The organism is Acinetobacter sp. T63 (genome assembly GCF_053852345.1).
In genome coordinates this window covers 593,615-620,332 of record NZ_CM132659.1, presented here as the reverse complement: position 1 = coordinate 620,332, position 26,718 = coordinate 593,615, and the positions used below count along the sequence as shown (strand labels likewise).

The following is a 26,718-nucleotide window of genomic DNA, read 5'->3' as shown; positions in this document are numbered from 1 at the left end:
AAAAATCCCCCAAGCTTTTGCTCGGGGGATTTTGAATTAATGAGCTGGCGATGACTTACTCTCACATGGGTAACCCCACACTACCATCAGCGCTAAGAGGTTTCACTTCTGAGTTCGGGAAGGGATCAGGTGGTTCACTCTTGCTATTGTCGCCAGCACAACTGTTATGGACTTGTTCGGGTCTTAGTTACTTTGCTTAAGCTTGATGCTTTTGCATGTAATGCCTTACTTTGTTCCAAATGAGTTATTAACGGATTGGCTATTGGGTCTGAATTTTATTGTGTCGCATTAACTAAATCAAGGATTAGTTTAGAATTCAGCTTGATACAACAACTGTTTGGGTGTTGTATAGTCAAGCCTCACGAGCAATTAGTATTGGTCAGCTTCACATATCGCTATGCTTCCACACCCAACCTATCAACGTCCTAGTCTCGAACGGCTCTTTAGAGGAATAAATTCCTAGGGAAATCTTATCTTGAGGTAGGCTTCCCGCTTAGATGCTTTCAGCGGTTATCCCTTCCGAACATAGCTACCCGGCGATGCGACTGGCGTCACAACCGGTACACCAGAGGTTCGTCCACTCTGGTCCTCTCGTACTAGGAGCAGATCCTCTCAAATTTCCAGCGCCCACGGTAGATAGGGACCGAACTGTCTCACGACGTTCTAAACCCAGCTCGCGTACCTCTTTAAATGGCGAACAGCCATACCCTTGGGACCTGCTTCAGCCCCAGGATGAGATGAGCCGACATCGAGGTGCCAAACACCGCCGTCGATATGAACTCTTGGGCGGTATCAGCCTGTTATCCCCAGAGTACCTTTTATCCGTTGAGCGATGGCCCTTCCATACAGAACCACCGGATCACTAAGACCTACTTTCGTACCTGCTCGACTTGTGGGTCTCGCAGTTAAGCGCGCTTTTGCCTTTATACTCTACGCGTGATTTCCGACCACGCTGAGCGCACCTTCGTACTCCTCCGTTACTCTTTAGGAGGAGACCGCCCCAGTCAAACTACCCACCAGACATGGTCCTCGTCCCGGATCACGGGACAGAGTTAGAACCTCAACATTACCAGGGTGGTATTTCAAGGACGGCTCCATTGGAACTGGCGTTCCAACTTCAAAGCCTCCCACCTATCCTACACAAGTAAGGTCAAAGTTCAATGTCAAGCTGCAGTAAAGGTTCACGGGGTCTTTCCGTCTAGCCGCGGGTACACTGCATCTTCACAGCGATTTCGATTTCACTGAGCCTCTGCTGGAGACAGCGCCGCCATCATTATGCCATTCGTGCAGGTCGGAACTTACCCGACAAGGAATTTCGCTACCTTAGGACCGTTATAGTTACGGCCGCCGTTTACTGGGGCTTCGATCAAGAGCTTCGCTTACGCTAACCCCATCAATTAACCTTCCAGCACCGGGCAGGCATCACACCCTATACGTCCACTTTCGTGTTTGCAGAGTGCTATGTTTTTAATAAACAGTTGCAGCGGCCTGGTTTCTGCGGCTGTCAACCGCTCAGGGAGCAAGTCCCATCACCGTCAACAGCGTACCTTCTCCCGAAGTTACGGTACCATTTTGCCTAGTTCCTTCAGCAGAGTTCTCTCAAGCGCTTTGGTCTACTCGACCTGACCACCTGTGTCGGTTTCGGGTACGATTCCAGTGTAACTGAAGCTTAGAGACTTTTCCTGGAAGCATGGTATCAGCCACTTCGCTAGTAAACTAGCTTGCTATCAGCTCTCAGCATAGAGCACCCCGGATTTGCCTAAGATGCATGCCTACAGCCTTCCACCTGGACAACCAACGCCAGGCTGACTTAACCTTCTCCGTCCTCTCATCGCATTACACTGAAGTATTGGAATATTAACCAATTTCCCATCGACTACGCCTCTCGGCCTCGCCTTAGGGGTCGACTCACCCAGCCCCGATTAACGTTGGACTGGAACCCTTGGTCTTTCAGCGAACGGGTTTTTCACCCGTTTTGTCGTTACTCACGTCAGCATTCGCACTTCTGATACCTCCAGCAGACTTCTCAATCTACCTTCATCGGCTTACAGAACGCTCCCCTACCACGTATACAATGTATACATCCGCAGCTTCGGCACATAGTTTTAGCCCCGTTACATCTTCCGCGCAGGCCGACTCGACTAGTGAGCTATTACGCTTTCTTTAAAGGGTGGCTGCTTCTAAGCCAACCTCCTAGCTGTCTATGCCTTCCCACATCGTTTCCCACTTAACTATGATTTTGGGGCCTTAGCTGGCGGTCTGGATTGTTTTCCTCTTGACTACGGACGTTAGCACCCGCAGTCTGTCTCCCGGATAGTACTCATCGGTATTCGGAGTTTGCATCGGTTTGGTAAGTCGGGATGACCCCCTAGCCGAAACAGTGCTCTACCCCCAATGGTATTCGTCCGAGGCGCTACCTAAATAGCTTTCGGGGAGAACCAGCTATCACCAGGCTTGATTAGCCTTTCACCCCTATCCACAAGTCATCCCCTGGCTTTTCAACGACAGTGGGTTCGGTCCTCCAGTTAGTGTTACCCAACCTTCAACCTGCTCATGGATAGATCGCCTGGTTTCGGGTCTACACCCAGCAACTATACGCCCTATTAAGACTCGGTTTCCCTACGGCTCCCCTATGCGGTTAACCTTGCTACTGAATGTAAGTCGCTGACCCATTATACAAAAGGTACGCAGTCACCGAACAAGTCGGCTCCCACTGCTTGTATGCATGCGGTTTCAGGATCTATTTCACTCCCCTCACAGGGGTTCTTTTCGCCTTTCCCTCACGGTACTGGTTCACTATCGGTCAGTCAGGAGTATTTAGCCTTGGAGGATGGTCCCCCCATATTCAGACAAGGTTTCACGTGCCTCGCCCTACTCGTCATCATTATGTGTGCCCTTTCGTGTACAGGACTATCACCCACTATGGTTGCACTTCCCAGAGCATTCCACTAAAACACACATAACTTAATGGGCTGTTCCCCTTTCGCTCGCCGCTACTGAGGGAATCTCAATTGATTTCTTTTCCTAAGGGTACTGAGATGTTTCACTTCCCCTCGTTCGCCTCAATACACTATGTATTCATGTATTGATACCTACCTTATGGTAAGTGGGTTTCCCCATTCAGAAATCTCCGGATCAAAGGATATTTGCCGCCTCCCCGGAGCTTTTCGCAGGCTATCACGTCTTTCTTCGCCTCTGACTGCCAAGGCATCCACCACATGCACTTAATTACTTGACTATACAACCCCAAACAGTCGTTAATCCCTACAAGTAGGATTAAGACAATTAAATAGACAATCAATTATCTATTTAATCTACAGTTCGAAGTCCCGTGCACTTAAGCACCGTACAGCTTCAATCTAAATTCATATACCAAAACGCTTGATTCAGTTAATTTGCTAGTTCTCAATTCAATCTACGTTCATCAACCCGTCATAACAACGCGTTAACGTATATTGATTGAGTGAACAATTTATTTCAGACTCAATTTTGCCAATCTGTTAATGATTCACTGCATCCTCGTCGGACTGCAGTCAACTGTGATAAATCACAGAGATTAATAAGCATAAACTTACTAAGCTCTATAATCTATGGTGGAGACTAGGAGAGTCGAACTCCTGACCTCCTGCGTGCAAAGCAGGCGCTCTACCAACTAAGCTAAGTCCCCAGCTTATCATTTAAGTCAATGTTCTGATTTCTATTCGCTCTGCAATTGCTTGCTTGTCGTTAGTGGTGGGTCTGACAAGACTTGAACTTGTGACCCCACGCTTATCAAGCGTGTGCTCTAACCAACTGAGCTACAGACCCTCAGATACATCGTCATGAAGAACAACTTGTTGTGGATTCTTACCAATCGTCAATCTTTCGTTAAGGAGGTGATCCAGCCGCAGGTTCCCCTACGGCTACCTTGTTACGACTTCACCCCAGTCATCGGCCACACCGTGGTAAGCGTCCTCCCTAAGGTTAGACTACCTACTTCTGGTGCAACAAACTCCCATGGTGTGACGGGCGGTGTGTACAAGGCCCGGGAACGTATTCACCGCGGCATTCTGATCCGCGATTACTAGCGATTCCGACTTCATGGAGTCGAGTTGCAGACTCCAATCCGGACTACGATCGGCTTTTTGAGATTAGCATCACATCGCTGTGTAGCAACCCTTTGTACCGACCATTGTAGCACGTGTGTAGCCCTGGCCGTAAGGGCCATGATGACTTGACGTCGTCCCCGCCTTCCTCCAGTTTGTCACTGGCAGTATCCTTAAAGTTCCCATCCGAAATGCTGGCAAGTAAGGAAAAGGGTTGCGCTCGTTGCGGGACTTAACCCAACATCTCACGACACGAGCTGACGACAGCCATGCAGCACCTGTATCAGAGTTCCCGAAGGCACCAATCCATCTCTGGAAAGTTCTCTGTATGTCAAGGCCAGGTAAGGTTCTTCGCGTTGCATCGAATTAAACCACATGCTCCACCGCTTGTGCGGGCCCCCGTCAATTCATTTGAGTTTTAGTCTTGCGACCGTACTCCCCAGGCGGTCTACTTATCGCGTTAGCTGCGCCACTAAAGCCTCAAAGGCCCCAACGGCTAGTAGACATCGTTTACGGCATGGACTACCAGGGTATCTAATCCTGTTTGCTCCCCATGCTTTCGCACCTCAGTGTCAGTATTAGGCCAGATGGCTGCCTTCGCCATCGGTATTCCTCCAGATCTCTACGCATTTCACCGCTACACCTGGAATTCTACCATCCTCTCCCATACTCTAGCTAACCAGTATCGAATGCAATTCCCAAGTTAAGCTCGGGGATTTCACATTTGACTTAATTAGCCACCTACGCGCGCTTTACGCCCAGTAAATCCGATTAACGCTCGCACCCTCTGTATTACCGCGGCTGCTGGCACAGAGTTAGCCGGTGCTTATTCTGCGAGTAACGTCCACGCATCTAGGGTATTAGCCTAGAGCGCCTCCTCCTCGCTTAAAGTGCTTTACAACCAAAAGGCCTTCTTCACACACGCGGCATGGCTGGATCAGGGTTCCCCCCATTGTCCAATATTCCCCACTGCTGCCTCCCGTAGGAGTCTGGGCCGTGTCTCAGTCCCAGTGTGGCGGATCATCCTCTCAGACCCGCTACAGATCGTCGCCTTGGTAGGCCTTTACCCCACCAACTAGCTAATCCGACTTAGGCTCATCTATTAGCGCAAGGTCCGAAGATCCCCTGCTTTCCCCCGTAGGGCGTATGCGGTATTAGCATCCCTTTCGGAATGTTGTCCCCCACTAATAGGCAGATTCCTAAGCATTACTCACCCGTCCGCCGCTAAGCTAAGGTGCAAGCACCCTCGCTCCGCTCGACTTGCATGTGTTAAGCCTGCCGCCAGCGTTCAATCTGAGCCATGATCAAACTCTTCAGTTAAAATCATTTCGAGTTTTATAAGTAAAACTCTTAAACTTGGCTCATCAATTTTCTGACTTAAATTTCGCTCAAATAAACTTCGAGTAATTTAAACCAATCAATTAATGAAAATATATTCGATTAATCAACCAGTAAAAATCCACACAAGTTGTTCTTCATAATCTCTTAATGATCTTCTCGATGCTTCGTCAGCATCAAGCTAGGTCGGCTATATTACTCTCTATTTTTAGAAAGTCAACATGCAATGTTGATTTTATTTCTAAACTTACCACCTAAACCAGAACTCAACCATTTTAGCTAAATCCTTGTTTATCAACAAGTTTTTATCAACATCACCGCCGATGGATGTGCATTATAGGCGAAATATTTACGCTTGCAAGCCCTTTGATAAAAAAATTTAATCATCCGATTATTTTTTATTCATTTCACCTTTTTTAGCTATAAATTTCGGCCAAAAGTGTTTAAATACTCTCTTAAAATGTGCGCTGGGTCGAATGACTCTGCTTTCTCTTTTTTGCTTTCAGTATTCAAAGCACTAGGATCTTTTATGCGTCAACAACAATATGTATGGATTAGCCTGCTGACTTTAGGGATGGCCTCCCCTGCTTTTGCCAATGAATCTGCAGTAGACAGTTCTACCCGCACCACAGCAGAAGCAGACTCATCTGCAGCAACCAGCAAAGCCCCTTCACGCTTTGAATCCTTAAAAGAGCTGAAAAATATTAAAGCACAAGATTTGAAAGTGAATGCCAATGCCGCACAACCGGAAAGTGTTAAAGATCCACTACAACCTTTAAACCGTCAGGTCTATGCCTTAAATGATGTGTTAGACCGCAATATCGCCCGTCCGCTGGCTGTGCAATATACAGAAAAAGTTCCTGGCGATGTGCGTGGTTCTTATCGTAACTTCCGTAAAAACCTGGGTGAACCATGGAATGCAGTGAACCAGCTGATTCAGGGCCGTCCGCTCAGAGCAGCAAAAACGCTGGGCCGTTTTACCGTAAATACCATCACCACTTTAGGTCTGGCTGATCCGGCCCGTCGTTTGGGAATGGAAACTGAAGATGAGGATTTTGGTACCACTTTAGGCTATTTCGGGGTGCCGTCTGGCCCGTATCTGGTTTTGCCGATTATTGGCCCAAGTACCTTCCGTGATGGTTTTAGCCGTCTGGTTGACAGTCAGGCCCGTCCACAAAAATACATTCTAGAAGATCATGATGGACTGTACTGGACCGAGCAGGCTTTACGCGGCATTGATGCCCGTTCCCAGATTCTGGATGTAGAACAGGTGTTACAAGGGGATCGCTATGCCGCTATTCGTGATATTTACCTGCAGCGTAAAAACTTTGAAATTGCCGAGAAAAAAGGCTTAGAGGCCGAGAGCATTTCATTTATTGAAGATGTCGAAGACGACTACATCGAAGATGAAGAAAACTTTGATTCAGTTGCACCGCTCACTGAATAATTTGTAATACTTCTTTCTGGCGGGAAGTTCAACTTCCCCTAGTAATTCATTGATTGTTATAGTACATCTATCCCCTAAAGCGCATAGGATTATATTCTACATTTATGTATTTCATTCAGCCCACACGTGATATTCCCTATCTAGATCAGGTGATTGACACACTGCCCAGTGTGCAAATGATTCGCATAGATGACATCGACCTATATGATCAGACCATCATTGCCATTGCCGATGTACAGGATTATTTAACCCATCGCTGGAATTTACCGACCATTGTTTTGGGCTTTGAAGATGAAGGTCTGGCCCTGTCGCAAGCCTGGGAACAAGGCGCTCTGGCCGGCTGGATCTGGAGCAAACTGCCAGCAGAGCCGCAGCAGGCCCTGCTTAAAATTGATGCGCAATATAAACGCAATCAGGACAGCCGTGATTTACCCTCGGCTGCAGAGTTACAAAAACGTTTACTGCCAAACCCAATTGAACTGGTCAATTATGAAATTGAAACCCTGTTTCAGCCTTCCGCCTATTTATCTGGCGACTGGTTTGATTACTGGAAAATTAGTGACAAAGAGCTGATTTTTTATCTGGCCGATGTGTCCGGCCATGGGGTAACCAGCAGTTTATTAACCTCGTGGATGGCGGCTTTTCATGGTCGTTCCAAAACCCCGCGCGAGTTACTGAAAAAACTCAACGGGATGCTGGTACAGGAAAATATTGAAAAGCATATCACCATGATTAGCGGGATTTTAAACCTGGAAACCCATCAGCTGCGCTGGTCCAGTGCCGGACATTATCCGCCTGCGATTATCTTTGAGCCAAATCAGCCACCGAAAATCTTAAACACCAGCAGCTTCCCGTTGGGCCTGACCGAAGACCTGGACGTAGAAGAATATGAATGCGTGCTGTCACGTCAGGCGCGCTTTATTATCTGTTCAGATGGTGCGCTGGAACCCTATGTTGGTGGACTCAATGAACAGTTTGAACAACTGGTCTATCACTTGCAGAATCAGTCCTTTAAAGCGCCAGAACACGTGGCCGACGATATTGCCATCCTCAGTTTGTGCCGACTGAATTAATCACTTAATCAACCACTTAAAACCATCCTTAGACTTATGTCCATAGCAGACACTTGAGTCTGTGGTGTCCCTATGGGATAATTTTATCTATCCTTCTCTGCAAATGGCATTTATATGTCAACAGGTCATGTTGAATACGCAAGTTTGGATGGAACGCATATTTTCAAGCTGATCGGCGAAGTGCGTGCCCAATCTTGTATCAGTTTAGACAAACTACTCAGTAAAATTGAACAGCAAACCAATGTGGTCGGCGCCATTGTCGATTTAACTCAAACCACATTTATTGACAGTACGGTTTTGGGTGTTTTAGCAAAACTCGGGCTAAAACTCAAACAGGTACATCAGATTCAGGCGGTTATGCTGTCGACCAATCCGGACATCACCACACTGGCCAATAGCATGGGCTTGGGGCAGGTGTTTGTGATTCTGAATTACTGTGGCGATCCGAGTGTCTGCACCCGTGCCCTGATTGAAGAGCATGTGACGCATAGCAATATGCTGTCGACCGTACTGGATGCCCACAAAACCCTGATGAAACTCAACGACAGCAACCAGAATATGTTTGAACCCCTGGTCAAACAGCTACAAAAAGAACAGGACAACTTGGAACAGGTGTCTAATCAGCAAAACGTATAATTTTCAGTTTGGGAGAATGCCTGCATGACTTTCGTTTCTGTTGCACAGATGAACTCGCAAAATGATATTGAAGCCAATTTCAACACAGTCGAGCAGCTGATTCAGCAGAGTAAAGCCGCCGGCAGTGAACTGCTGGTTCTTCCTGAAAATTTTATCTGTTTTGCTGCCGGCAAGCAGCGCGAAACTGCAGCCCAGTTTGAATCTATTCAACAACGTCTGGAACAACTGGCCCATCAGCATCAAATCTGGCTTGTGGCGGGTACCCTGCCGTGTCCATTCCGCCCGGATGGTTCAGTCATTGAAGATGGCCGGGTACGTACTGTCAGCCTGTGTATCAGTCCGGAAAAAACCGAAGCCCGTTATGACAAGATTCACCTGTTTGATGTACAGGTGGGTGATGCCGTCGGGGGTTATCAGGAATCCAAATTCTTTGAACCGGGCCAAGACGTTGTGGTGGCCAAAACCCCATTTGGCAATATTGGCCTGATGGTCTGCTATGACCTACGTTTCCCGGAACTGGCGCTAAAACTGCGTGCACAAGGCGCCAATCTTCTGACAGCACCTTCTGCTTTTACCTACACCACTGGCCAGATGCACTGGCAGCTGCTGCTACAAGCACGTGCCATGGACAGTCAGTGTCAGGTTTTAGGTGCTGCCCAGCAAGGCTGGCACGGCGAAAAACGTCAAACCTGGGGTCATTCTGGTGCGACCAATTCCCGTGGACAATTACTGGCCATGGTGCAGGACGAAGGCGCGCAACTGATTACAGTCGAATTTGACCTGAAAGAACAGCAACAGGTACGCGAGTCAATGCCTTTAATGCAGCATCGCGTGTTAGTCAATTATTAAGTCTTTCCCTTGATCTCGCTGATATTGTTATCGACGTAGGCTTGTAACTCAAATATAATAATGATTCTTATTTTCAACAAAAAATTATCCTGATGTTTAAAAGCGTGATCACCAGTCTGGGGCTACTGTGCTCAACACTGGCCTTGGCCGAGCTGAGTATTTCTGAAAAAATGCGTCCTGTAGTTCACTCTCAGGTCAATCCAGAGATGACACGTCTACCAGTTCCAGCCACACCGAACAAGATGAAACTGCCGGCCTTTGGACAAGGACTAATTGGCTGGGGCAGCGGTCCGGAAGGTGCGCAAGCGCGTTTAGATTCCATCACAGCTGCCGATGTGCATCAGATGCAAATTCAAGGTTTAACCCTGGAGATGGTGCAGGCCTGGCAGGCATTTTATACTCATGAAAGCCAGCGCAATCTCGGCAATCCGACGGCACCCTTACGCGCCCTCTTAATGCAAAAAATCGTCAGCCTGTGGTAGGGACTGACGATTTTTTTAAACAGGCTCTACAGCTCTGCTAGTCTGCCGCTTCATTGGTGACACGTAACACTTCTTCGACTGTGGTTTTACCGGCCAGTACTTTACGCAAACCATCTTCACGAATCGAACCGGATTGCTGGCGCGCATAGTTTTCCAGTTCATACTCTGCAGCATTGCCATGAATCAGGCGACGCATGTGATCATCTACCGGCACAATTTCATAAATGGCGGTCCGACCGGTAAATCCGGTATGCGCACACTGCTCACAGCCTTTCGGTTTCGGCAGGCGCAATACCTCTGCACTGCTGACAGGTTTAAACAGTTCTTTTTCAAAGTCATCAGCATCATGCCAGGTGGCGCAGTGCGCGCACAAGGTTCGGACCAGACGCTGCGCAATCACACCAATCAGGGAACTGGACAGCAGGAAAGGTTCAATGCCCATATCTTTTAAACGGGTTACGGCGCCAATCGCAGTATTGGTGTGCAAGGTCGATAATACCAGGTGACCAGTCAGCGAAGCCTGTACCGCAATTTCTGCGGTTTCCAGATCACGGATTTCCCCGACCATTACCACATCCGGGTCCTGACGCAGCATGGCTTTTAAAGCACGGGCGAAAGTCATATCGACCTTGGTGTTGACCTGGGTTTGCCCAATCCCTTCCAGCTGATATTCAATCGGATCTTCAGCGGTCAGAATATTTTTCGAGCCATCATTCAGGTCCGACAGTGCTGCATACAAGGTGGTGGTTTTCCCCGAACCGGTTGGACCAGTCACCAAGATAATGCCATGCGGACGATGCACCAGCTGTTTTAGCCGGTCATAATCATTTTGCATTAGGCCCAAATGGGTCATGTTCAGCCGTCCGGCCTGTTTATCCAGCAGACGCATTACCACCCGTTCACCATGCGAAGATGGCAAGGTTGAGACCCGTACATCGACTTCACGGCCCGCCAGGCGCAGTGAAATACGGCCATCTTGCGGAATGCGCTTTTCAGCAATATCCAGTTTGGCCATGACTTTAATCCGCGATACCAGTAGCGGCGCCAGCTCACGGCGCGGCTGTACAATTTCACGCAACTGTCCATCTACCCGCAAACGCACCGATAAGCGTTTTTCAAACGATTCAATATGAATATCCGACGCACCGACCCGAATCGCTTCGGACAGCAGTGCATTAATCAGCCGGACAATGGGCGCATCATCTTCCTGATCCATTAAATCTTCGGCTTCAGGCACCGAGTCGGCCAGACTGAGTAAATCCGGATGATCTTCCAGGCCTGCTGCAACCTGTTGTGATTCCCCGGTATCGCCGGCAAAACTGCTGCTTAACAGCTGATGAAATTCCTGATCGGTACATAACTGGAACTGGGCCGGATGCCCGAGAAAACGGCGTGCTTCCTGAATGGCCAGCAGCGGCGTATTTTCACGGCGCACGATAAAAGCATGATCCCCCTCATAGCGAATCAGCACGCCATGGCGTTTTGCAAAACTATAGGGAATTTGTAATTGTTTAAGTACTTGCATCAGCGATTATAATAATGATGAAAAAATCTCATTTGAGTGTACTCTAAGCTTATGACAGCGTGAAGTCTGTTTTTAGGGTTTTAAATTGAAAGGAAGACGCCCTTGCCGCATCCGAATGAATTACTGAATCATGATGAATTGCCCGATTTAAAATGGTGGGGCGAACACGAGTTTGAGCTGCATCAGCCCAAAGCCTGGCAATTTGGCTCCCTACTGTTTCGTTTAACACGCGGCATGCAGGAGTGGCGTCTGGAATATCATCGTCCGCAGGTGCAGTATGACTATGAACAGCAATGGCATCGCATCAATGACCCGAATTTTTCCTTTCCGCAGCCGGTGAAAATTGAACGCTACATGTTCAAATCGACCACCAACAAACTCCAGCTGATGCCACGTCTGGCAGACCGTTCAGTGGTGATTAAACCGGTCGATCCGATTTATATTCCGGCTGGCCAGCGTGGCACGCTGTACATTAGTACCCCGTTATGGATTGCCGGTTTTGTCGATGGTCAGCGCGAGCCGATTTTTGATTTGCCGGTGATTTTGCCCAAAGATACCTGGTTTGGACCGAATCACCGTTATGGCGAAATCTGTTATGCCACCGCGGTGGATGGCCGGACCGAGCTGCACCAGCTACGCCCGCGCGCCTTTCGTGCCATTACGCCTATCGAGTTTCATAATATCAGCAACCAGCAATTGCGCTTTGACCGGATGAATGTACCGGTGCCGGCACTGCCGCTATTTTTTAGTGAAAGTACCGGACGTTTATGTACCTCGCAAATTAAAGTCTTGCACGAAGGCTCTGACCGGCCACCACGGGTACGAATTGAAAACCGTACCCCACCGCATGCCGGTGAAGTGATTTATGTGCATCCGCCACGTGAAACCACAGGGGCCTTATTTAATATGTTTGATTCATTCTTCTAGGGAGTAGACATGGCCGATTCCAATATCCCTAAAGAAATTACCAATAGCCTGAAAGGGATTTTCACCAATATCAACACCGAGCGCCTGACTGAAATTCTGGTGGCGCTGGTGCTGTGCTTCTTAGGCTTTCTGGTGGCGCGTTTTGTCTCTAATGCCTTTATCCGCACCATTGGTAAACGCTTTAATGCGCATCAGAGTCTGGTCTGGCGTCGCGGGATTTTCTATTTTATTTTTCTGATTTTTGTGATGGCCAGCCTGAAAGAAGCCGGCTTTAAACTTAGTGTCTTCCTGGGTGCAGCCGGTATCTTAACCGTGGCATTGGGTTTCGCCTCACAAACCTCGGCTTCCAACCTGATCAGCGGTCTGTTCCTGATTGGTGAAGGTTCCTTTGAAGTGGGTGACACCATCCAGATTACCCTCATTCGTGGTCATACCGTAGAAGGTGAAGTGATTTCGATTGACCTGCTCTCGGTGAAACTGCTCACCCAGGACAACGTGTATGTGCGTTTACCGAACGAACAGCTGATTCGGGCGCCAGTACACAACCTGTCCAAATTCCCGATCCGGCGGATTCCAATTACTCTGGCCATTAATTTCCATGAAGATATTATCAAGGTACGTGAAGTGCTGCTGGATGTGGCCAATAAATATCCGCTGGTGCTGGCCGATCCGAAACCTGCGGTGACAGTAACTGCCTTCCGAGAATCCTCAATTGAACTGTTATTTGCGATCTGGTGCCAGCAGGAAAATTTCCTGCGAGTGCGTGATGAAATGCAGGAACGGATTCGTAATGGCTTTGTCGATAACCAGATTGAAATTCCGGTACCGAAAATGGGCTTTGTCGATCATCCGCTGTCCCGACCGCTGGAAAATGCAGAGATTGATCAATATGCCAATGAAAAAGCCCTGAAACGTGAACCGGATTTAAAATAAACTTTTTAATATTAGCCTTCTCCACCAAGAGAAGGCTTTTTTCTATTCAGAGGGTGACCGTTCAACTGGCTGTTCTGGATCGGGCATTGGCGCAATATAGGCAATGATCAGCATCACCGCACCGGCGGCTAAAAAGGAAATCACCCGGGTTAAAGTGCCAATATGCGACAGATCAAACAGCACCAGCTTTAAGCTGACAACCACCAGAATACTGCCGCCCAGGACCCAGACCGAACGCAGCTGTTTGCGACTGGCCCAGCTCATGGTAACAAATGCTAGGCTGACCCAAAGTAAAGTCAAACTCAGTTGTACCGTGCCATTACGCCACAGCGCCAGTTCATTCAGCGGTGTACCCACATAGACATGCAAGCCACGCAGCACAATATAGCTACTCAGCCACAATAAACTCAGCACCATCAACACTGCGGCCATACTGCGGTCCAGCCCGGCCTTAACCTGTAACGACAGCATCCATAAAAAGCCGACCAGCATGGCGATGCTGACCAGATCAAAAGGATTTAAGATGGGCAGCAGATAGCCATGAAACGCCTGCTGGCTTAACAGCTGCGAACAGATCATCCAGGCCAGCATCAACAGCAAACTGCTTCGGGCCTGCCAGAACATCTGCCAGTCGGGCTGTGCCTGCCAGTAACACCAGCCGCAAAACAGCAGCGGTAAAATCACCATACTGATATACGGTTGCTGCGGTAATAAAGTCAGACTGGTCAGTAGCAGACTGAGTAAAGTACCGGCACTGACCCATTCTTTTTCGGTTCGTACACCTAAAAGCGGCCTTAACCAGAGCAGACTGAGGATGATGCCAGCTCCGGCAAACAACAGCCGCTCATTGAAAGATGCCCAGACAATACTACCCTGCTGCATCCGCAGCATGACAATTCCTGCCGCAAACAGCAGCAAGGGAACCAGGCCCGACCATTTGCTAAATAACCAGGCCACCCCGGCCTGACGGCGTAACAGGATTTCATTCACAACCCAATAGGCCAGACCTAGAGTCAACAAGCTCAGCACCGCACTCAGCTCGCCGGACCATTCATCCTGGAGCAGCACCAGCAACATGGTGGTCGCCAGCAACATCAGCAGACATTGAAAGCCAATCATACTGCTACTAAGTTGTTGCTGAAATTGCAGCCGGCTATTGGACAGCAATACCACGCCCACATAGCTCAGGCACAATACCCAGAACATGGCGCGTGGAAATACAATCAGCTCCACCAGATAATACAGGCTCGACAGCCCCGCCACGACCAGCAGGCCCATGGCCAGATACAGACTGATTTTGGACTGCCGCACCAGCCCCAACAGGAAAATCAGCAGGCCTTCAATGGCCCAGCCCATGACACTTTTTTCAGCCGGCAATAAAATCGGCGGAATTAGGGCCAGAAAAATTAAGGTCAGGCTTAAATAGCTGTGCGCAATTAGCTGTACCGTTTGATGGTTTCTGGAGAATCGGTACAACACAGCGAACAGCAGTGCAAACAGCAGACTGAGGCCCGCCTGCCAGGCTGTGTCCTGGAAATGCAGCACATATAAACTGCTATAGGCCAGCAACGGTGCAGCAAAAATCAGCCCAATATCCAGCGCCGGTTTAAGCTTAAACTTGTCTAAATCCTGCTGTGCCAATAACTGGCTAAAACGGAAACCCAGCCAGATAAAGATAGCGGCATGTGCCAGAATCAACCCAGTCATCAGGTCGCGGTCAGCATCGCTGCCATGCACAAAGGCATAGCTGCCACCGACCAGCACGGTCATTAAAAAAGCAATCTGATTCAGAAACTTCCACGGTCGCAGGCTGCTGAGCACGGCCACCGCAATATTAATCACCAGATAATAGCCAATAAATTCCGGTGCAGTTGCATCACGCACCGGTAAGGTAAACGGCGCCAGATAGGCCATCCCCATGGCCATTAACGCCAGTTCAACCGACTGCTGTCTTAAACTCAGCCATAACGTCAGGCCCATTAGCAGCAGAAAACAGCCGCTGGCTATCAGCAAGTTTGGAATTATTGCATTGTAATAAGCAAAGAATAAGGTCAGACACAAGGCCGCCAGCCCGAGCCCTTCCAGCCCCAAGGCAAAACTGCGATTGCGCTGCTGCAAGCGATAACCCAGTCCGGTCACGGCAGCACTGCTCAGTGCGACCATGGCCAGTTTGGTGGCCAGACTCAACTGCCAATGTTCCGTGGCAAAACGCAGTAGCAGAATAATGCCGATCACCAAAATAGAAATCGCGGTTTTCAGCACCGGATTACCCTCAAAAATCCAGTGTTTGATTTGCTGGACTAAATTGGGAGCAGGCGCTGGCGCAGCTTCAGCTGTTGCACTAAACGGTAAAGGCGGTATGTCCGGCTGTACCGAAGAAGCCGGCTGCGGCAAAAAATGCTGGGCCTGTTGAATCTGACCCAAATACTGTTCCAGACGCCGAAGCCAGCGCAGAAAAAAGAAAATCCAGGCCGCAGCGCCAGCGGCAATCATCCAGCCCCAATCCAGCAGCCCACCGACCACGGCAATAATCGAGGAGAGATACAGCGGCACTTTGGAGGTGGCACGAAATGCAATCAACCGCTGTTCGCCTAGCGCCTGGGCTGGTTGTTGAATAGCATCGACATAGTGCATGACACTCATCAGCAGTGCAAAACCACAGACATAGGTCAGCAGTGGAAATGATAAAAACCACGCGCTGATGGCGACAATCATCAGGCTCATCAACCAGATCATGCGGATTTCGCTCTGCCCTCTCAGCATCTTGTTCTATTCCTTTATTAATTGTGCTGATCATACAACAACTTGCACAGTGCTTATTTTATATTCATCAGATATTCGGTAACCTGCATATACAATCATCACTCAGCGTGCGTGTGTAAAATCACGTACAATAAACAGGTTTTTTGGATTAGGAAACTTTCAATGCCACCATTTGTCTTGGTCGATGGGTCTTATTTTTTATTTCGTGCGTTTCACGCCTTACCCCCTTTAACCACGTCAACCGGTATACATACCAACGCCATCCGTGGGGCAATTTCCGCAATCCAGAAACTGATGCGCCGTACCCAGCCCACCCATATGGCGGTGATTTTTGATACCCCGGAACCAACCTTCCGTCACGAACTGTCACCCATTTATAAAGGTGACCGTCCAAGTATGCCAGATGAACTGTCACAGCAGATTCCTTATTTACACGCCTTAATTCGCGCACTGGGGATTCCTCTTTATATGCTGCCGGGTGCCGAAGCCGACGATATTATTGGCACGCTGGCCAAACGCGCCGAAGCCGAAGGTCATCAGGTGTTAATTTCCACCGGCGACAAAGACATGGCTCAGCTGGTGACCGACAAAGTTACGCTGGAAGACAGCTTCAAAGAGAAACCAATGGATGTGCAGGGTGTCTTTGAGAAATTTGGCGTCTGGCCGAATCAGATTGTTGATTATCTGACCCTGATGGGCGATGCCTCGGACGGGATTATGGGTGTTCCGGGCGTGGGTGCTAAAACTGCCGCCAAACTGCTGACTGAATACGGCTCTTTAGGCGGAATTCTAGAAAATGTCGACAAAATTAAAGGTCGCGTTGGCCAGAATATTAAAGACAATGTCGATGGTATTGCCATTGATCATCAACTGGCCAGTATTGTCTGTGATCTGGACATGGGCCTGACCTTTGCAGACCTGAAACTGTGCGATCCAAATACCGAAGAATTGCGCCGCCTGTATACCGAACTGGAGTTCCGGAACCAGCTACAGTCGCTCGATCATCCGAACAACCCGAACAGCAACAGCTATAAACAGGTCAGCCAGGCCATTAGCCAAACCCCAGCGGCCGCAGAAGTCGCCACCGAAGATCAAGCTCAGCTCAGCAGCAGTGAAGATCAGCTAGGTGAAGCCACCTATCATACAGTGTTAAGCCCGGCAGACTGGGATGTACTCTTCCAGCGTTTAAGCACCGCCACACGTTTTGCCTTTGATACCGAAACCACCAGCCTAGATTATCGGATTGCCCAGATTGTCGGCTTCTCGGTGGCTTTTGATGCTACGGAAGCCTTCTATGTGCCTTTGGCGCATGACTATGCCGGCGCACCGGAACAGTTAAACCGTGAAGCGGTGCTGGCGCAGATCAAACCGATTCTGGAAAATCCAGCGGTTGAAAAAATTGGCCATCATTTAAAATATGATGCACATGTGCTGGAAAACCACGGTATTCATTTACAGGGCTGGTACTTTGACACCATGCTGGCCTCGTATGTCTTAAATTCTGTCGCCACCCGTCATGGGATGGATGATGTGGCGCGTCTGTATTTAAGTCACCTGACCACCACCTATGAACAGATTGCCGGTAAAGGCGCCAAACAGAAAACCTTTAACCAGATCGAGATTGAAACAGCCGCGCATTATGCCGCCGAAGATGCACATGTGACGTATCGCCTGTATGAAGTGCTGAATGAAAAGCTGCAGCGTCATCCGGAACTAAGCAATCTGCTGCATCATATTGAAATGCCGGTAGCACGCGTGCTAACCCAGATGGAAGAAAACGGCATCAAGCTGAATCTGAATTTCCTGGATCAGCTGGGCGTAGAATTCTCCAATACCATGCTGCAACTGGAACAGCAGATTATTGAACTGGCCGGCCAGCCGTTTAATGTCAGCTCGCCCAAACAGGTTGGCGAAATCCTGTTTGAAAAGCTGGGCATCAAAGGCGGCAAGAAAACTGCCACCGGCCAATACAGCACCAGTGAAAGTATTTTAGAAAAGATTGAGCACCCGATTGCCAGCCTGATTGTGGAATATCGCGGTCTGTCTAAACTGAAAAGTACCTATACCGATGGCTTACAAAAGCAGGCCAACAGCAGCAGCCATCGCGTGCATACCAGTTATCATCAGGCACTGACCGCAACAGGCCGTCTGTCTTCGACCGATCCGAACCTGCAAAATATTCCAGTGCGTATGGATATTGGCCGTCAAATTCGTAAAGCCTTTATTGCACCAGAAGGCCGCGTGTTACTGGCTGCCGACTATTCGCAAATTGAACTGCGTTTAATGGCGCATTTCTCGCAAGATGACGCGCTGGTTGATGCCTTCAATCATGGTCAGGATGTACACCGCCGTACCGCTGCAGAAGTGTTGAATATTGCCCTGGAAGATGTCACGCCGGATCAGCGTCGCCAGGCCAAAGCGGTTAACTTCGGCCTGTTATATGGTATGTCCGAATTTGGTCTGATCCGTCAATTGGGCTTTACCCGGGAAGAATCGCAGAACTATATCAAGCAATACTTCCAGCGTTATCCGGGCATTTATGAATATATGCAGCGCACCCGTCAGGTGGCTCTGGAACAAGGCTTTGTTGAAACCCTGACCGGCCGCCGTTTATATACCCCGGATATTGATGCCCGTAACATGATGGTGCGTAAAGCAGCAGAACGTGCCGCAATTAATGCGCCGCTACAAGGCTCGGCGGCAGATATTATTAAAATGGCCATGGTGGAGGTAGACAAAATGTTGCCACGCGATCAGGCCAAAATGCTACTGCAGGTACACGATGAACTGGTGTTTGAAGTCGATGCCAATGTCGCCGATGAACTGGCACCCAAACTGGCCGAAGTGATGCAGTCGGTGATTGAACTGTCTGTTCCGCTGGTGGTCGAAGTGGGTAAAGGCCAGAACTGGGATGAAGCACACTAAAGTCTTTCCACCTTCCTCCTCGGAGGAAGGCTGGGCTGAAGGTCATTTGCCTCTTGGGCGAAATATCAAGGTCTTCACCTCAAAACTTGAGCCATAAAAAAGGACTCAATTGAGTCCTTTTTTTCTTGAGCTGAATTTATTAGAAGCCGGTCAGCAAAACAATCGCCACCTGGTTCATCAGAATTTCAGCAATATATAACGCCAGAAATGCCAGAATTGGAGACAGGTCAATCATGCCCATATTCGGCATGATCCGGCGAAACGGCGCCAGTAAAGGTTCTGCCAGCTCCTGAATCACTTCAATATAAGGCCCGCGTGACTGGGTAAACATCACTACCCAGCTTAAAATAATGGTGGCAAAAATCAGGTAACGACAGAAACGTAGCAGGTCCTGAATCATGGTCACAAAGGTGAGAATCAGCAGATGTACCGGGCCATTAGGCATCGCCCCGTTTAAATACATCATGCCGTAATTTTTCAGCAGATAAAGCACCACCAGCAGCGCTAATGCCGCCAGATTCACCCGGCCTTTTGCCACGGTCGGGAAAATACGGCTAAATACATCTACAATTTTCGTGGCCTTGATCGTAGACAACACCACCGGATTATAAGGACTCACCGCAGCCAGCTGCATGAGAAAACGGAAGAAGACGAGCAAAATCGCTACGTTAATGATGATGCCAAAAATTAGCGCAGAATTTGCACCCATACTTGAACGTTCCTAAAATTAAATACTTTATTTAATGCTGTCACTCAGCTCGGCAGCCAGTTCCTGACTGCGTGTTTTGGCAGCCGCCAACGCCGCCTGAATATTCTGCGACACTTGCGCACGGTCAAACACTTCCAACGCTGCCTGCGTGGTCCCGTTTGGAGAGGTCACGTTTTTACGCAGCTCTGCCGGGGTATTGGAACTGGTAATTGCCATTTGTGCCGCACCCAACGCAGTTTGCAAGGTTAAAGCCGTTGCCACTTTTTCATCCAGGCCCAAGTTTTTGCCGGCACGAATCATACTTTCCATCATATAGAAAAAGTAAGCCGGGCCAGAACCGGATACTGCCGTGACTGCATCAATTTGCGCTTCAGAGTTTACCCAAATTGTTAAACCCGTGGCAGCCAAAACCTGACTTGCCAATTCACGGTCTTTGCTATCGACCGCATCATGCGCATATAAACCATGCGCACCAGTTTGTACCAGTGCCGGGGTATTTGGCATCACCCGCACCACACGGTCGGTATCGAGCAATGCCGAAATGGTGGCAATTTCTGCACCGGCAACAATCGAAATCACCAGTTTGCCTTCAAACTGCCCTTTTAGCGGTTGCAGCACGCTGGCCAGCACCTGCGGTTTGACTGCGAACACCACAATATCGGCGTCACGAATGGCAGCCTGGTTGTCTTCGGTCACATGTACATCTTTTTCTTCAAGCAACAAACGGATTTTTTCGACCGGATCAGCAACTGTAATACGCGTTGAAGGCATGCCACGTGCAATCAGGCCACCAATTAAGGCCTGTGCCATATTTCCGCCACCAATAAAACTAATATTACAATTTAACACTGCACTCATGATTCACACTCTTGGTTGAGTTCTTTATAGTTAAGAGATTAAAGTCGGTTGCCAGCCATCCGGTTCGCAATAGGCAGAATCTGCCAGCCAAAACCCTTTTGGCGTGAAAACCCCTAGCATAACATTATCTCTGCTTAATATTTGAATTGTATGACGCTTCCAGGGAAAAATTTGTGCCTGCTGTATCGCCTTTTTTAATGGCCAGGCCCCGACCCGTCCATGAAGATGGATTTTTTCTCCGCCCACTCGCGTACTTAAAGTCAATTCTTGTTGGAGTAATGCAAAAGACAAACCAACCTGATGCGGTGCATTCAACTGAAACTGTCCGGCAGGTAAATCTAGGGTTTGCCCCAACTGCCAGCACACCTGTTCCCGCGCAGGGATGGCCTGTTGACTGGCCAAATATTCCAGCTGGGCCAAACGGTAAATGACATTTTGATAGCGGACATAATAAAAGCCGTTGCAATGCAAAGCCGCTTGCGCATCGGCCCGAGCCTGAATCACTTCCTGCTGAATGCGCTGCACCATGTCAAAACTTGGCCGGTACTGGTTGTCCCCTTTCATCCAGAATGACAATAACTGGCGTTGCCGCGCCTCGGACAATTGCTGAATACGGTGTAAATCTAGATGCTCGGCATCGCCACAGCTGGCCAAATCCTGCAGCAATACTTCGGCCAAAATCTGCTCGGCATCCTGCATCAGCTGGCTGCTGCGGCAAATGCTTTGCTGCATTTTGGGAAAGCGCGCGTTTAACAGCGGCCATAACTGTTCCCGACACCAGGCCCGGTCGTAGTGAATATCCTGATTGGTCGGATCTTGAATATGTGGAATCGAAAGCTGCTGGCACCAGGTCTGAATCTGCTCACGCGATAAAGATAGCAACGGTCGCCAGATTGACAGTTCAGGACGAGAGTCGAAAGTTTTCATAGCCGCCAGGCCAGGAATTCCAGCACCGGAAAACAGACGCAATAACACCGTTTCTGCCTGATCCTGCTGATGATGGGCCAGTACCAATATCTCGTTGGTTTGAATATGCTGCTGAAATGCCTGATAACGTGCGGCGCGTGCCTGCTGTTCCAGATTGCCTTCGGCGACCTGTACGGCTTGAATCATGCACGGAATATTGAAGGCCTGACAATGCTGCTGGACAAATTCGCCCCAGGCCTGGCTGGAAGACTGTAATTGATGATCAATATAAATGGCCCGGACTTTTTCCGGGCATAAAAACGCCATCAGATGCAGCAGCAGCATGGAATCCATGCCGCCACTACATCCGATGAGAAAATGCGTATCTTCTGGAAAAGACTGAATCTGGGTTAAGACGCCAGTCCTAAATTGTCGCTGCCAAACTTCATCAAACGCTGGTAACGTGCTTCGCATCGTTCTTGTGCATCCATCGGTTGCAATTCTTCTAGAGCCTGTTTTAACACGGCTTTTAAATCTTGCATGACTTTTTCTGGTTGCAAGTGAGCACCCTCACCTTCATCAACCACATATTCAACAATGCCCATCTGCTGTAATTTTTCAGCAGTCAGTGCTAATGCTTCACTTGCCTGTTCTGCTTTTTCTGCAGTTTTCCACAAAATAGATGCACAGCCTTCTGGAGAAATTACTGAATAAATACTGTGAGATAACATCACCACACGATCCGCAACACCAATACCCAAGGCACCGCCTGAACCGCCTTCACCTAAAACTGTTGCCACAACCGGCACTTTCAGGTTCGATAATTGAGCAAGACTGGTAGCAATCGCTTCCGCCTGACCACGTTCTTCTGCACCCACACCCGGATAAGCACCCATGGTGTCAATAAAGGTAAAGACCGGCAGCTTGAAACGTTCTGCCATATCTAGCAAACGCTGTGCCTTACGGTAACCTTCCGGGTTACTCATGCCGAAATTGTGCTGCAATTTCTCGCGGGTACTGCGACCACGATGCTGGCCCACGACCATGACCGGCTGACCATCGAAGCGTGCCAAGCCACCCACCATTGCACCATCATCACCAAATAAACGGTCGCCGTGCAACGCATCAAATTCAGTGAAAATTTCGCCTACATAGTCCAGGAATTGCGGACGCTCTGGATGACGTGCAATTTGGACCGTTGTCCATGCTTTTGATTGAGCAGCTTTATTTTTCATAAGTCGACTGTTATCCCTAAATTAACCAAAACGTTAATCGACAAATTGTTCCGAATGAATTTTTAATTCAATGTCCCAATTCTTGAACTGCACTTGTTCATCGTGCAATTCAGCGACAAGCAATGGCCATTGTTTAGCATCACCCGAAACGCTGAGCTGCCATTGTTGCGCATTCTGAACACTCAATTCAATGGCAGGAAGCATCTGATCGCTACGACTATGATTGACTAAAACTGCTAGGCGTAGCAGCAGACATAAATGCATTAATTTATGGCCACCGACCTTGTTGACATCAATTTTATCGTCCTGACGCAGCTTGCGGCGATGATGCGCAACCAGATGCGACAGATGGTTTTGATCAATTTGTGAAAAGCCTGGAATATCCGAATGTTGTAATAAATAAGCACCATGACGATGATAGCCACCATGACTGATCGCCAGACCAATTTCATGTAAATAGGCCGCGCGGCGCAGTAAATCACTGTCATCGCTGGTCAATTTCAGCTCCGCGGCTACGCCTTCAAACAGGTGCTGCGCGGTTTTGACCACACGTTCTGCCTGTTTCGGATCGGCGTTATAACGGCCCATCAGCGCCTGCACACTGCGGTCTCGGATATCTTCATGCTGGAAACGGCCCAGCAGGTCATACATTACGCCTTCACGTAAGGCACCATCGGAATAAACCAGTTTATCAATATCTAAAATATCAAAAACTGCATATAAAATCGCAATCCCGGCTGGCAAAACTGCTCGTCGATCTTCTTTTAAACCGTCAAAGTCCATTTCAGAGACATGCTTGTATTTAAGCAGTTTATCTTTGAGTTTTTCCAGGCCCTCACGGGTCAGATTTTCCTGCGCATTGCTCCAGCCCATATTCACGGTAATCTGGCGGCAGGCTTTAATGGTGCCACTTGAGCCTACTACGGTATCCCAGCCGGCATTTTTATAGGTATTGGCAATGGTGGATAATTCTTTGCGTGCGGCAAACACGGCTTTGTCAAAACTTTTATGGTTAATTTCACCTTCGGCGAAAAAGGCTTTGGTATAGGCCACACAGCCCATCTGTAAAGATTCGGTATGAATAGGTTCGAATTCTTCACCAATAATCAGCTCGGTTGAACCACCGCCAATATCAATCACCAGGCGGCGACCACTGTTTTCCATGGTGTGCGACACGCCCAGATAAATTAAGCGGGCTTCTTCACGACCGGCAATAATTTCAATGGGTTTTGGCAAGATTTCTGCGGCTTTTTGAATAAATTCATGTCCGTTTTTGGCCTGACGCAAGGCGTTGGTGGCAACAATACGTAAACGGTTCGGCTGTACAGCGCTTAAACGTCCGACAAAGCGTGCCAAACAGGCTAAACCGCGCTGCTGTGCGGCTTCGGTTAAATTTTTATTCTCATCTAAACCAGCGGCAAGCTGTACTTTTTCTGACATTGATGCCACTTTTTTTACTTCACCATGATCCACACGGGCAATGGCCAGGTGGAAGCTGTTCGACCCCATATCGATGGCTGCAAGTAACTCTTCATCAATTAAAAAATCAGACATTCTTCAAACAAACCTATACAGAATTGTGCCTAGAGTAATTCACATACATGCAATTTAAAAGCCATTTGTGCGCACATTTCGATGAGTATTTAAATTTTCGGCAGATGTGACAATTGTGTGACACGATCATCAGCATCGTGAGCATCAATTAGACAAATTCACAGGAAAGATCGAAAATTTACATATTCCTCTACATTGTTCTAGATGGCTATGTAATACTAATAAATATAGCTATCTATACAAAAATTCATTTGGAGCACATTCCATGTCTGGCAACATCGTAAACACAACGGATGCAAACTTCGAAGCAGACGTTCTTCAATCTGAAACACCTGTATTGGTTGACTTCTGGGCGGGCTGGTGTGCGCCTTGTAAGGCAATTGCGCCAGTACTTGAAGTTTTGGCGACTGAATATGAAGGCAAAGTTAAAATTGTGAAAGTTGACGTGACCGCTTGCGAACAAACTGCCGTGAACTACAACATCCGTAACATCCCTGCACTGTTGATGTTCAAAAATGGTGAAGTGGTTGCCCAGCAGATTGGTGCTGCACCAAAATCGAAACTGACTGCATTTATTGATGAAAACATCTAAATCCTGTCTGTTTAGAAAAATTAAAATACGCTATGTTTCATAGCGTATTTTTTTCGTCTATAAATTGACAAATCGGCGTTTCTCTCTTATATTGCTTGCTCAAGAAATAAAGGACTTCCCGTCCCGCCCGTTTCTTAAAAGACACAACACAAAAATGCCGCTCGGCAACAGAAATTGTTTTTTCACATTTTTCTCTGAAACAATTAATCAGTCCTCTGAATTGTTATTGTGCAAATACAATTGCGTTCGTTTTATTGCCTGCATGCGGTCAAATGTTGCTTCCCTTCCAACCTGTACCCCAGAATTTTTGATTCTATCTGATCACCTATGAATTTAACCGAACTCAAGAAAAAACCGATTGGCGAACTCATCAAGATTGCCGAGTTTATGGGCCTTGAAGGAATGGCTCGTAACCGTAAGCAAGACATTATTTTTGCCATCTTAAAACGTCATGCAATGAATGGCGAAGAGATTTTTGGTGATGGCGTGCTCGAAATTCTGTCAGATGGTTTTGGCTTCTTACGCTCTGCAGCAGGCTCTTATTTAGCCGGTCCTGACGATATCTATGTCAGCCCTTCGCAAATTCGTCGTTTTAACCTGCGTACCGGTGACACCATTACCGGCACCATTCGCCCACCAAAAGAAGGCGAACGTTATTTTGCCCTGTTAAAAGTTAACCAGATTAACTACGACACGCCAGAAAACTCGCGCAATAAAATCCTGTTTGAAAACCTGACCCCGCTGTTCCCAACCGAACAACTGGTCATGGAACTTGGTAACGGTACCACTGAAGATTTAACCGCGCGTGTGGTTGACTTGGTTGCGCCAATTGGTAAAGGCCAGCGTTCAATTATTGTAGCGCCGCCAAAAGCTGGTAAAACCATGTTATTACAAAACATCGCCCAGTCGATTGTACGTAATAACCCGGAAGTATTCCTGATTGTTCTGCTGATTGACGAACGTCCGGAAGAAGTGACCGAAATGGAACGTACCGTGCGTGGTGAAGTGGTTGCCTCAACCTTTGATGAATCTCCAGCCCGTCACGTACAAGTGGCTGAAATGGTAATTGAAAAAGCCAAGCGTCTGGTAGAACACAAAAAAGATGTGGTGATTCTGCTTGACTCGATTACCCGTTTAGCGCGTGCCTATAACACCGTGGTGCCATCTTCAGGTAAAGTCCTGACTGGTGGTGTCGATGCTCACGCACTGGAACGTCCAAAGCGTTTCTTTGGTGCCGCACGTAATATTGAAGAAGGCGGCTCACTGACCATCATCTCAACCGCGTTAATTGAAACCGGCAGCAAGATGGATGAAGTGATTTACGAAGAATTCAAAGGTACCGGTAACCAGGAAATTACGCTTGATCGTCGTATTGCCGAAAAACGCGTGTTCCCTGCCATGAACATCAAGAAATCAGGTACCCGTCGTGAAGAGCGCCTGATGTCTGAAGACAACCTGCGTAAGGTCTGGATTCTGCGTAAGCTGCTGCATACCCAAGATGAACTGGCAGCCATGGAATTCCTGCTGGATCGTATGAAAGAAACCAAAACCAATGACGAGTTCTTTGATCATATGAAGCGTAAAGCCAGCAACTAAGATCAAAACTTTTTAAAAAGGCCATCGTATAACGATGGCTTTTTTATTTCGGTTGACCATCTTTACATAAAGATACAATTGGACGTTTTCTGTGTAAACTTATTTTTAAGTAAATGATTATAAATAAGTATTTCAAAAAAACCCTATAGTTTTTAATGATTTAAATCGCCTTTCGCCAATATAAACTGAACTCTTGATTGTTATTTTCTGTTAAAAAACAACGCATTTTAGGGCTTTTTTCGGCTTTTTTTAGAGCAAGCTAGTAGTAATTAAAAAAACTCAGTG

At 48.0% G+C, this 26,718-nt stretch carries 17 protein-coding genes, 2 tRNA genes and 3 rRNA genes; 10 read left to right on the top strand and 12 right to left on the bottom strand.

Annotation, left to right across the window (positions count from 1 at the left end):
- Window positions 1-42: 42 nt before the first annotated feature.
- The 5 genes from rrf to ACVLR6_RS02910 all read right to left on the bottom strand — a co-directional run bounded on the left by rrf (window position 43) and on the right by ACVLR6_RS02910 (window position 5,405).
- Window positions 43-157 (bottom strand): 5S ribosomal RNA (gene rrf, locus ACVLR6_RS02930).
- Between the two features lie 191 nt (window positions 158-348).
- Window positions 349-3,238: ribosomal RNA gene (locus ACVLR6_RS02925) — 23S ribosomal RNA — on the bottom strand.
- Window positions 3,239-3,591: 353 nt separating this feature from the next.
- Window positions 3,592-3,667, bottom strand: a tRNA-Ala gene (locus tag ACVLR6_RS02920).
- 63 nt (window positions 3,668-3,730) lie between these two features.
- Window positions 3,731-3,807 (bottom strand) — tRNA-Ile (locus tag ACVLR6_RS02915).
- Window positions 3,808-3,868: 61 nt separating this feature from the next.
- A 16S ribosomal RNA gene (locus ACVLR6_RS02910) occupies window positions 3,869-5,405 on the bottom strand.
- Together the 16S, 23S and 5S rRNA genes with 2 tRNA genes alongside form the textbook arrangement of a ribosomal RNA operon.
- A 547-nt stretch (window positions 5,406-5,952) precedes the next feature.
- On the opposite strand from ACVLR6_RS02910, the gene ACVLR6_RS02905 reads away from it, so the two are divergent.
- The 5 genes from ACVLR6_RS02905 to ACVLR6_RS02885 all read left to right on the top strand — a co-directional run bounded on the left by ACVLR6_RS02905 (window position 5,953) and on the right by ACVLR6_RS02885 (window position 9,910).
- Window positions 5,953-6,870, top strand: coding sequence for an MlaA family lipoprotein (locus ACVLR6_RS02905; RefSeq protein WP_127799102.1), 918 nt, complete (start codon window positions 5,953-5,955; stop codon window positions 6,868-6,870).
- A 104-nt stretch (window positions 6,871-6,974) separates the two neighbouring features.
- Window positions 6,975-7,943, top strand: a complete 969-nt coding sequence (gene gigA, locus ACVLR6_RS02900) for an RsbU family protein phosphatase GigA (protein ID WP_160243513.1) — start codon at window positions 6,975-6,977, stop codon at window positions 7,941-7,943.
- Window positions 7,944-8,057: 114 nt separating this feature from the next.
- Window positions 8,058-8,579 carry an anti-anti-sigma factor GigB gene (gene gigB, locus ACVLR6_RS02895; RefSeq protein ID WP_005182525.1) on the top strand — a complete coding sequence of 174 codons (522 nt, stop codon included), beginning with the start codon at window positions 8,058-8,060 and terminating at the stop codon, window positions 8,577-8,579.
- Between the two features lie 24 nt (window positions 8,580-8,603).
- Entirely contained in the window at window positions 8,604-9,428 is an 825-nt protein-coding gene (locus ACVLR6_RS02890) for a carbon-nitrogen hydrolase family protein (protein ID WP_005182522.1), read from the top strand.
- 92 nt (window positions 9,429-9,520) lie between these two features.
- A complete protein-coding gene (locus ACVLR6_RS02885) occupies window positions 9,521-9,910 on the top strand; it encodes a DUF4951 domain-containing protein (RefSeq protein ID WP_160243514.1) in 390 nt (129 codons plus the stop codon).
- Window positions 9,911-9,947: 37 nt separating this feature from the next.
- On the opposite strand, the gene gspE is transcribed toward ACVLR6_RS02885, so the two are convergent.
- A complete protein-coding gene (gene gspE, locus ACVLR6_RS02880) occupies window positions 9,948-11,435 on the bottom strand; it encodes a type II secretion system ATPase GspE (RefSeq protein WP_104472732.1) in 1,488 nt (495 codons plus the stop codon).
- A 123-nt stretch (window positions 11,436-11,558) separates the two neighbouring features.
- Between gspE and ACVLR6_RS02875 the strand changes: the two genes are divergently transcribed.
- Entirely contained in the window at window positions 11,559-12,362 is an 804-nt protein-coding gene (locus ACVLR6_RS02875; RefSeq protein WP_410169786.1) for a hypothetical protein, read from the top strand.
- Between the two features lie 9 nt (window positions 12,363-12,371).
- Complete coding sequence (locus tag ACVLR6_RS02870) at window positions 12,372-13,295, top strand: mechanosensitive ion channel family protein (RefSeq protein WP_016659510.1); 924 nt, start codon at window positions 12,372-12,374, stop codon at window positions 13,293-13,295.
- A 42-nt stretch (window positions 13,296-13,337) separates the two neighbouring features.
- Here ACVLR6_RS02870 and ACVLR6_RS02865 read toward each other — a convergent pair whose 3' ends face one another.
- Window positions 13,338-16,058, bottom strand: coding sequence for a DUF2339 domain-containing protein (locus ACVLR6_RS02865; RefSeq protein ID WP_160243516.1), 2,721 nt, complete (start codon window positions 16,056-16,058; stop codon window positions 13,338-13,340).
- A 162-nt stretch (window positions 16,059-16,220) separates the two neighbouring features.
- Between ACVLR6_RS02865 and polA the strand changes: the two genes are divergently transcribed.
- Window positions 16,221-18,983 carry a DNA polymerase I gene (polA, locus tag ACVLR6_RS02860; RefSeq protein WP_160243517.1) on the top strand — a complete coding sequence of 921 codons (2,763 nt, stop codon included), beginning with the start codon at window positions 16,221-16,223 and terminating at the stop codon, window positions 18,981-18,983.
- A gap of 139 nt (window positions 18,984-19,122) precedes the next feature.
- On the opposite strand, the gene ACVLR6_RS02855 is transcribed toward polA, so the two are convergent.
- Genes ACVLR6_RS02855 through ppx form a run of 5 tightly spaced genes read right to left on the bottom strand, consistent with a single transcriptional unit; the run spans window position 19,123 to window position 24,245 of the window.
- Window positions 19,123-19,692: a YggT family protein gene (locus tag ACVLR6_RS02855; RefSeq protein ID WP_005182501.1), complete on the bottom strand. Its 570-nt coding sequence runs from the start codon at window positions 19,690-19,692 to the stop codon at window positions 19,123-19,125.
- A 27-nt stretch (window positions 19,693-19,719) separates the two neighbouring features.
- Window positions 19,720-20,550 (bottom strand): pyrroline-5-carboxylate reductase, encoded by an 831-nt coding sequence (proC, locus tag ACVLR6_RS02850; RefSeq protein ID WP_005182498.1) that lies wholly within the window; start codon window positions 20,548-20,550, stop codon window positions 19,720-19,722.
- A 30-nt stretch (window positions 20,551-20,580) separates the two neighbouring features.
- A complete protein-coding gene (gene tilS, locus ACVLR6_RS02845) occupies window positions 20,581-21,930 on the bottom strand; it encodes a tRNA lysidine(34) synthetase TilS (protein WP_160243518.1) in 1,350 nt (449 codons plus the stop codon).
- On the bottom strand, window positions 21,867-22,691 hold the full coding sequence (locus tag ACVLR6_RS02840) for an acetyl-CoA carboxylase carboxyltransferase subunit alpha (protein WP_045795976.1): 825 nt from the start codon (window positions 22,689-22,691) through the stop codon (window positions 21,867-21,869). Before ACVLR6_RS02840 ends, tilS begins: the two co-directional genes overlap by 64 nt.
- A 33-nt stretch (window positions 22,692-22,724) precedes the next feature.
- Window positions 22,725-24,245 carry an exopolyphosphatase gene (gene ppx / locus ACVLR6_RS02835; protein ID WP_005182484.1) on the bottom strand — a complete coding sequence of 507 codons (1,521 nt, stop codon included), beginning with the start codon at window positions 24,243-24,245 and terminating at the stop codon, window positions 22,725-22,727.
- Window positions 24,246-24,510: 265 nt separating this feature from the next.
- On the opposite strand from ppx, the gene trxA reads away from it, so the two are divergent.
- Window positions 24,511-24,837, top strand: coding sequence for a thioredoxin (gene trxA, locus ACVLR6_RS02830; protein WP_016659515.1), 327 nt, complete (start codon window positions 24,511-24,513; stop codon window positions 24,835-24,837).
- Between the two features lie 327 nt (window positions 24,838-25,164).
- Complete coding sequence (gene rho / locus ACVLR6_RS02825; protein WP_005182456.1) at window positions 25,165-26,433, top strand: transcription termination factor Rho; 1,269 nt, start codon at window positions 25,165-25,167, stop codon at window positions 26,431-26,433.
- Window positions 26,434-26,718 lie beyond the last annotated feature (285 nt).

What these genes read in the sequence shown, in the direction of transcription:
- gigA (WP_160243513.1), top strand. Translation starts at nt 6,975, where the DNA reads ATGTATTTCATTCAGCCCACACGTGATATTCCCTATCTAGATCAGGTG.
- ACVLR6_RS02870 (WP_016659510.1), top strand. Translation starts at nt 12,372, where the DNA reads ATGGCCGATTCCAATATCCCTAAAGAAATTACCAATAGCCTGAAAGGG.
- proC (WP_005182498.1), bottom strand. Translation starts at nt 20,550, where the DNA reads ATGAGTGCAGTGTTAAATTGTAATATTAGTTTTATTGGTGGCGGAAAT.
- ACVLR6_RS02885 (WP_160243514.1), top strand. Translation starts at nt 9,521, where the DNA reads ATGTTTAAAAGCGTGATCACCAGTCTGGGGCTACTGTGCTCAACACTG.
- trxA (WP_016659515.1), top strand. Translation starts at nt 24,511, where the DNA reads ATGTCTGGCAACATCGTAAACACAACGGATGCAAACTTCGAAGCAGAC.
- polA (WP_160243517.1), top strand. Translation starts at nt 16,221, where the DNA reads ATGCCACCATTTGTCTTGGTCGATGGGTCTTATTTTTTATTTCGTGCG.
- ACVLR6_RS02905 (WP_127799102.1), top strand. Translation starts at nt 5,953, where the DNA reads ATGCGTCAACAACAATATGTATGGATTAGCCTGCTGACTTTAGGGATG.
- ppx (WP_005182484.1), bottom strand. Translation starts at nt 24,245, where the DNA reads ATGTCTGATTTTTTAATTGATGAAGAGTTACTTGCAGCCATCGATATG.
- ACVLR6_RS02855 (WP_005182501.1), bottom strand. Translation starts at nt 19,692, where the DNA reads ATGGGTGCAAATTCTGCGCTAATTTTTGGCATCATCATTAACGTAGCG.
- ACVLR6_RS02890 (WP_005182522.1), top strand. Translation starts at nt 8,604, where the DNA reads ATGACTTTCGTTTCTGTTGCACAGATGAACTCGCAAAATGATATTGAA.
- ACVLR6_RS02840 (WP_045795976.1), bottom strand. Translation starts at nt 22,691, where the DNA reads ATGAAAAATAAAGCTGCTCAATCAAAAGCATGGACAACGGTCCAAATT.
- gigB (WP_005182525.1), top strand. Translation starts at nt 8,058, where the DNA reads ATGTCAACAGGTCATGTTGAATACGCAAGTTTGGATGGAACGCATATT.
- gspE (WP_104472732.1), bottom strand. Translation starts at nt 11,435, where the DNA reads ATGCAAGTACTTAAACAATTACAAATTCCCTATAGTTTTGCAAAACGC.
- ACVLR6_RS02865 (WP_160243516.1), bottom strand. Translation starts at nt 16,058, where the DNA reads ATGCTGAGAGGGCAGAGCGAAATCCGCATGATCTGGTTGATGAGCCTG.
- tilS (WP_160243518.1), bottom strand. Translation starts at nt 21,930, where the DNA reads ATGCGAAGCACGTTACCAGCGTTTGATGAAGTTTGGCAGCGACAATTT.
- rho (WP_005182456.1), top strand. Translation starts at nt 25,165, where the DNA reads ATGAATTTAACCGAACTCAAGAAAAAACCGATTGGCGAACTCATCAAG.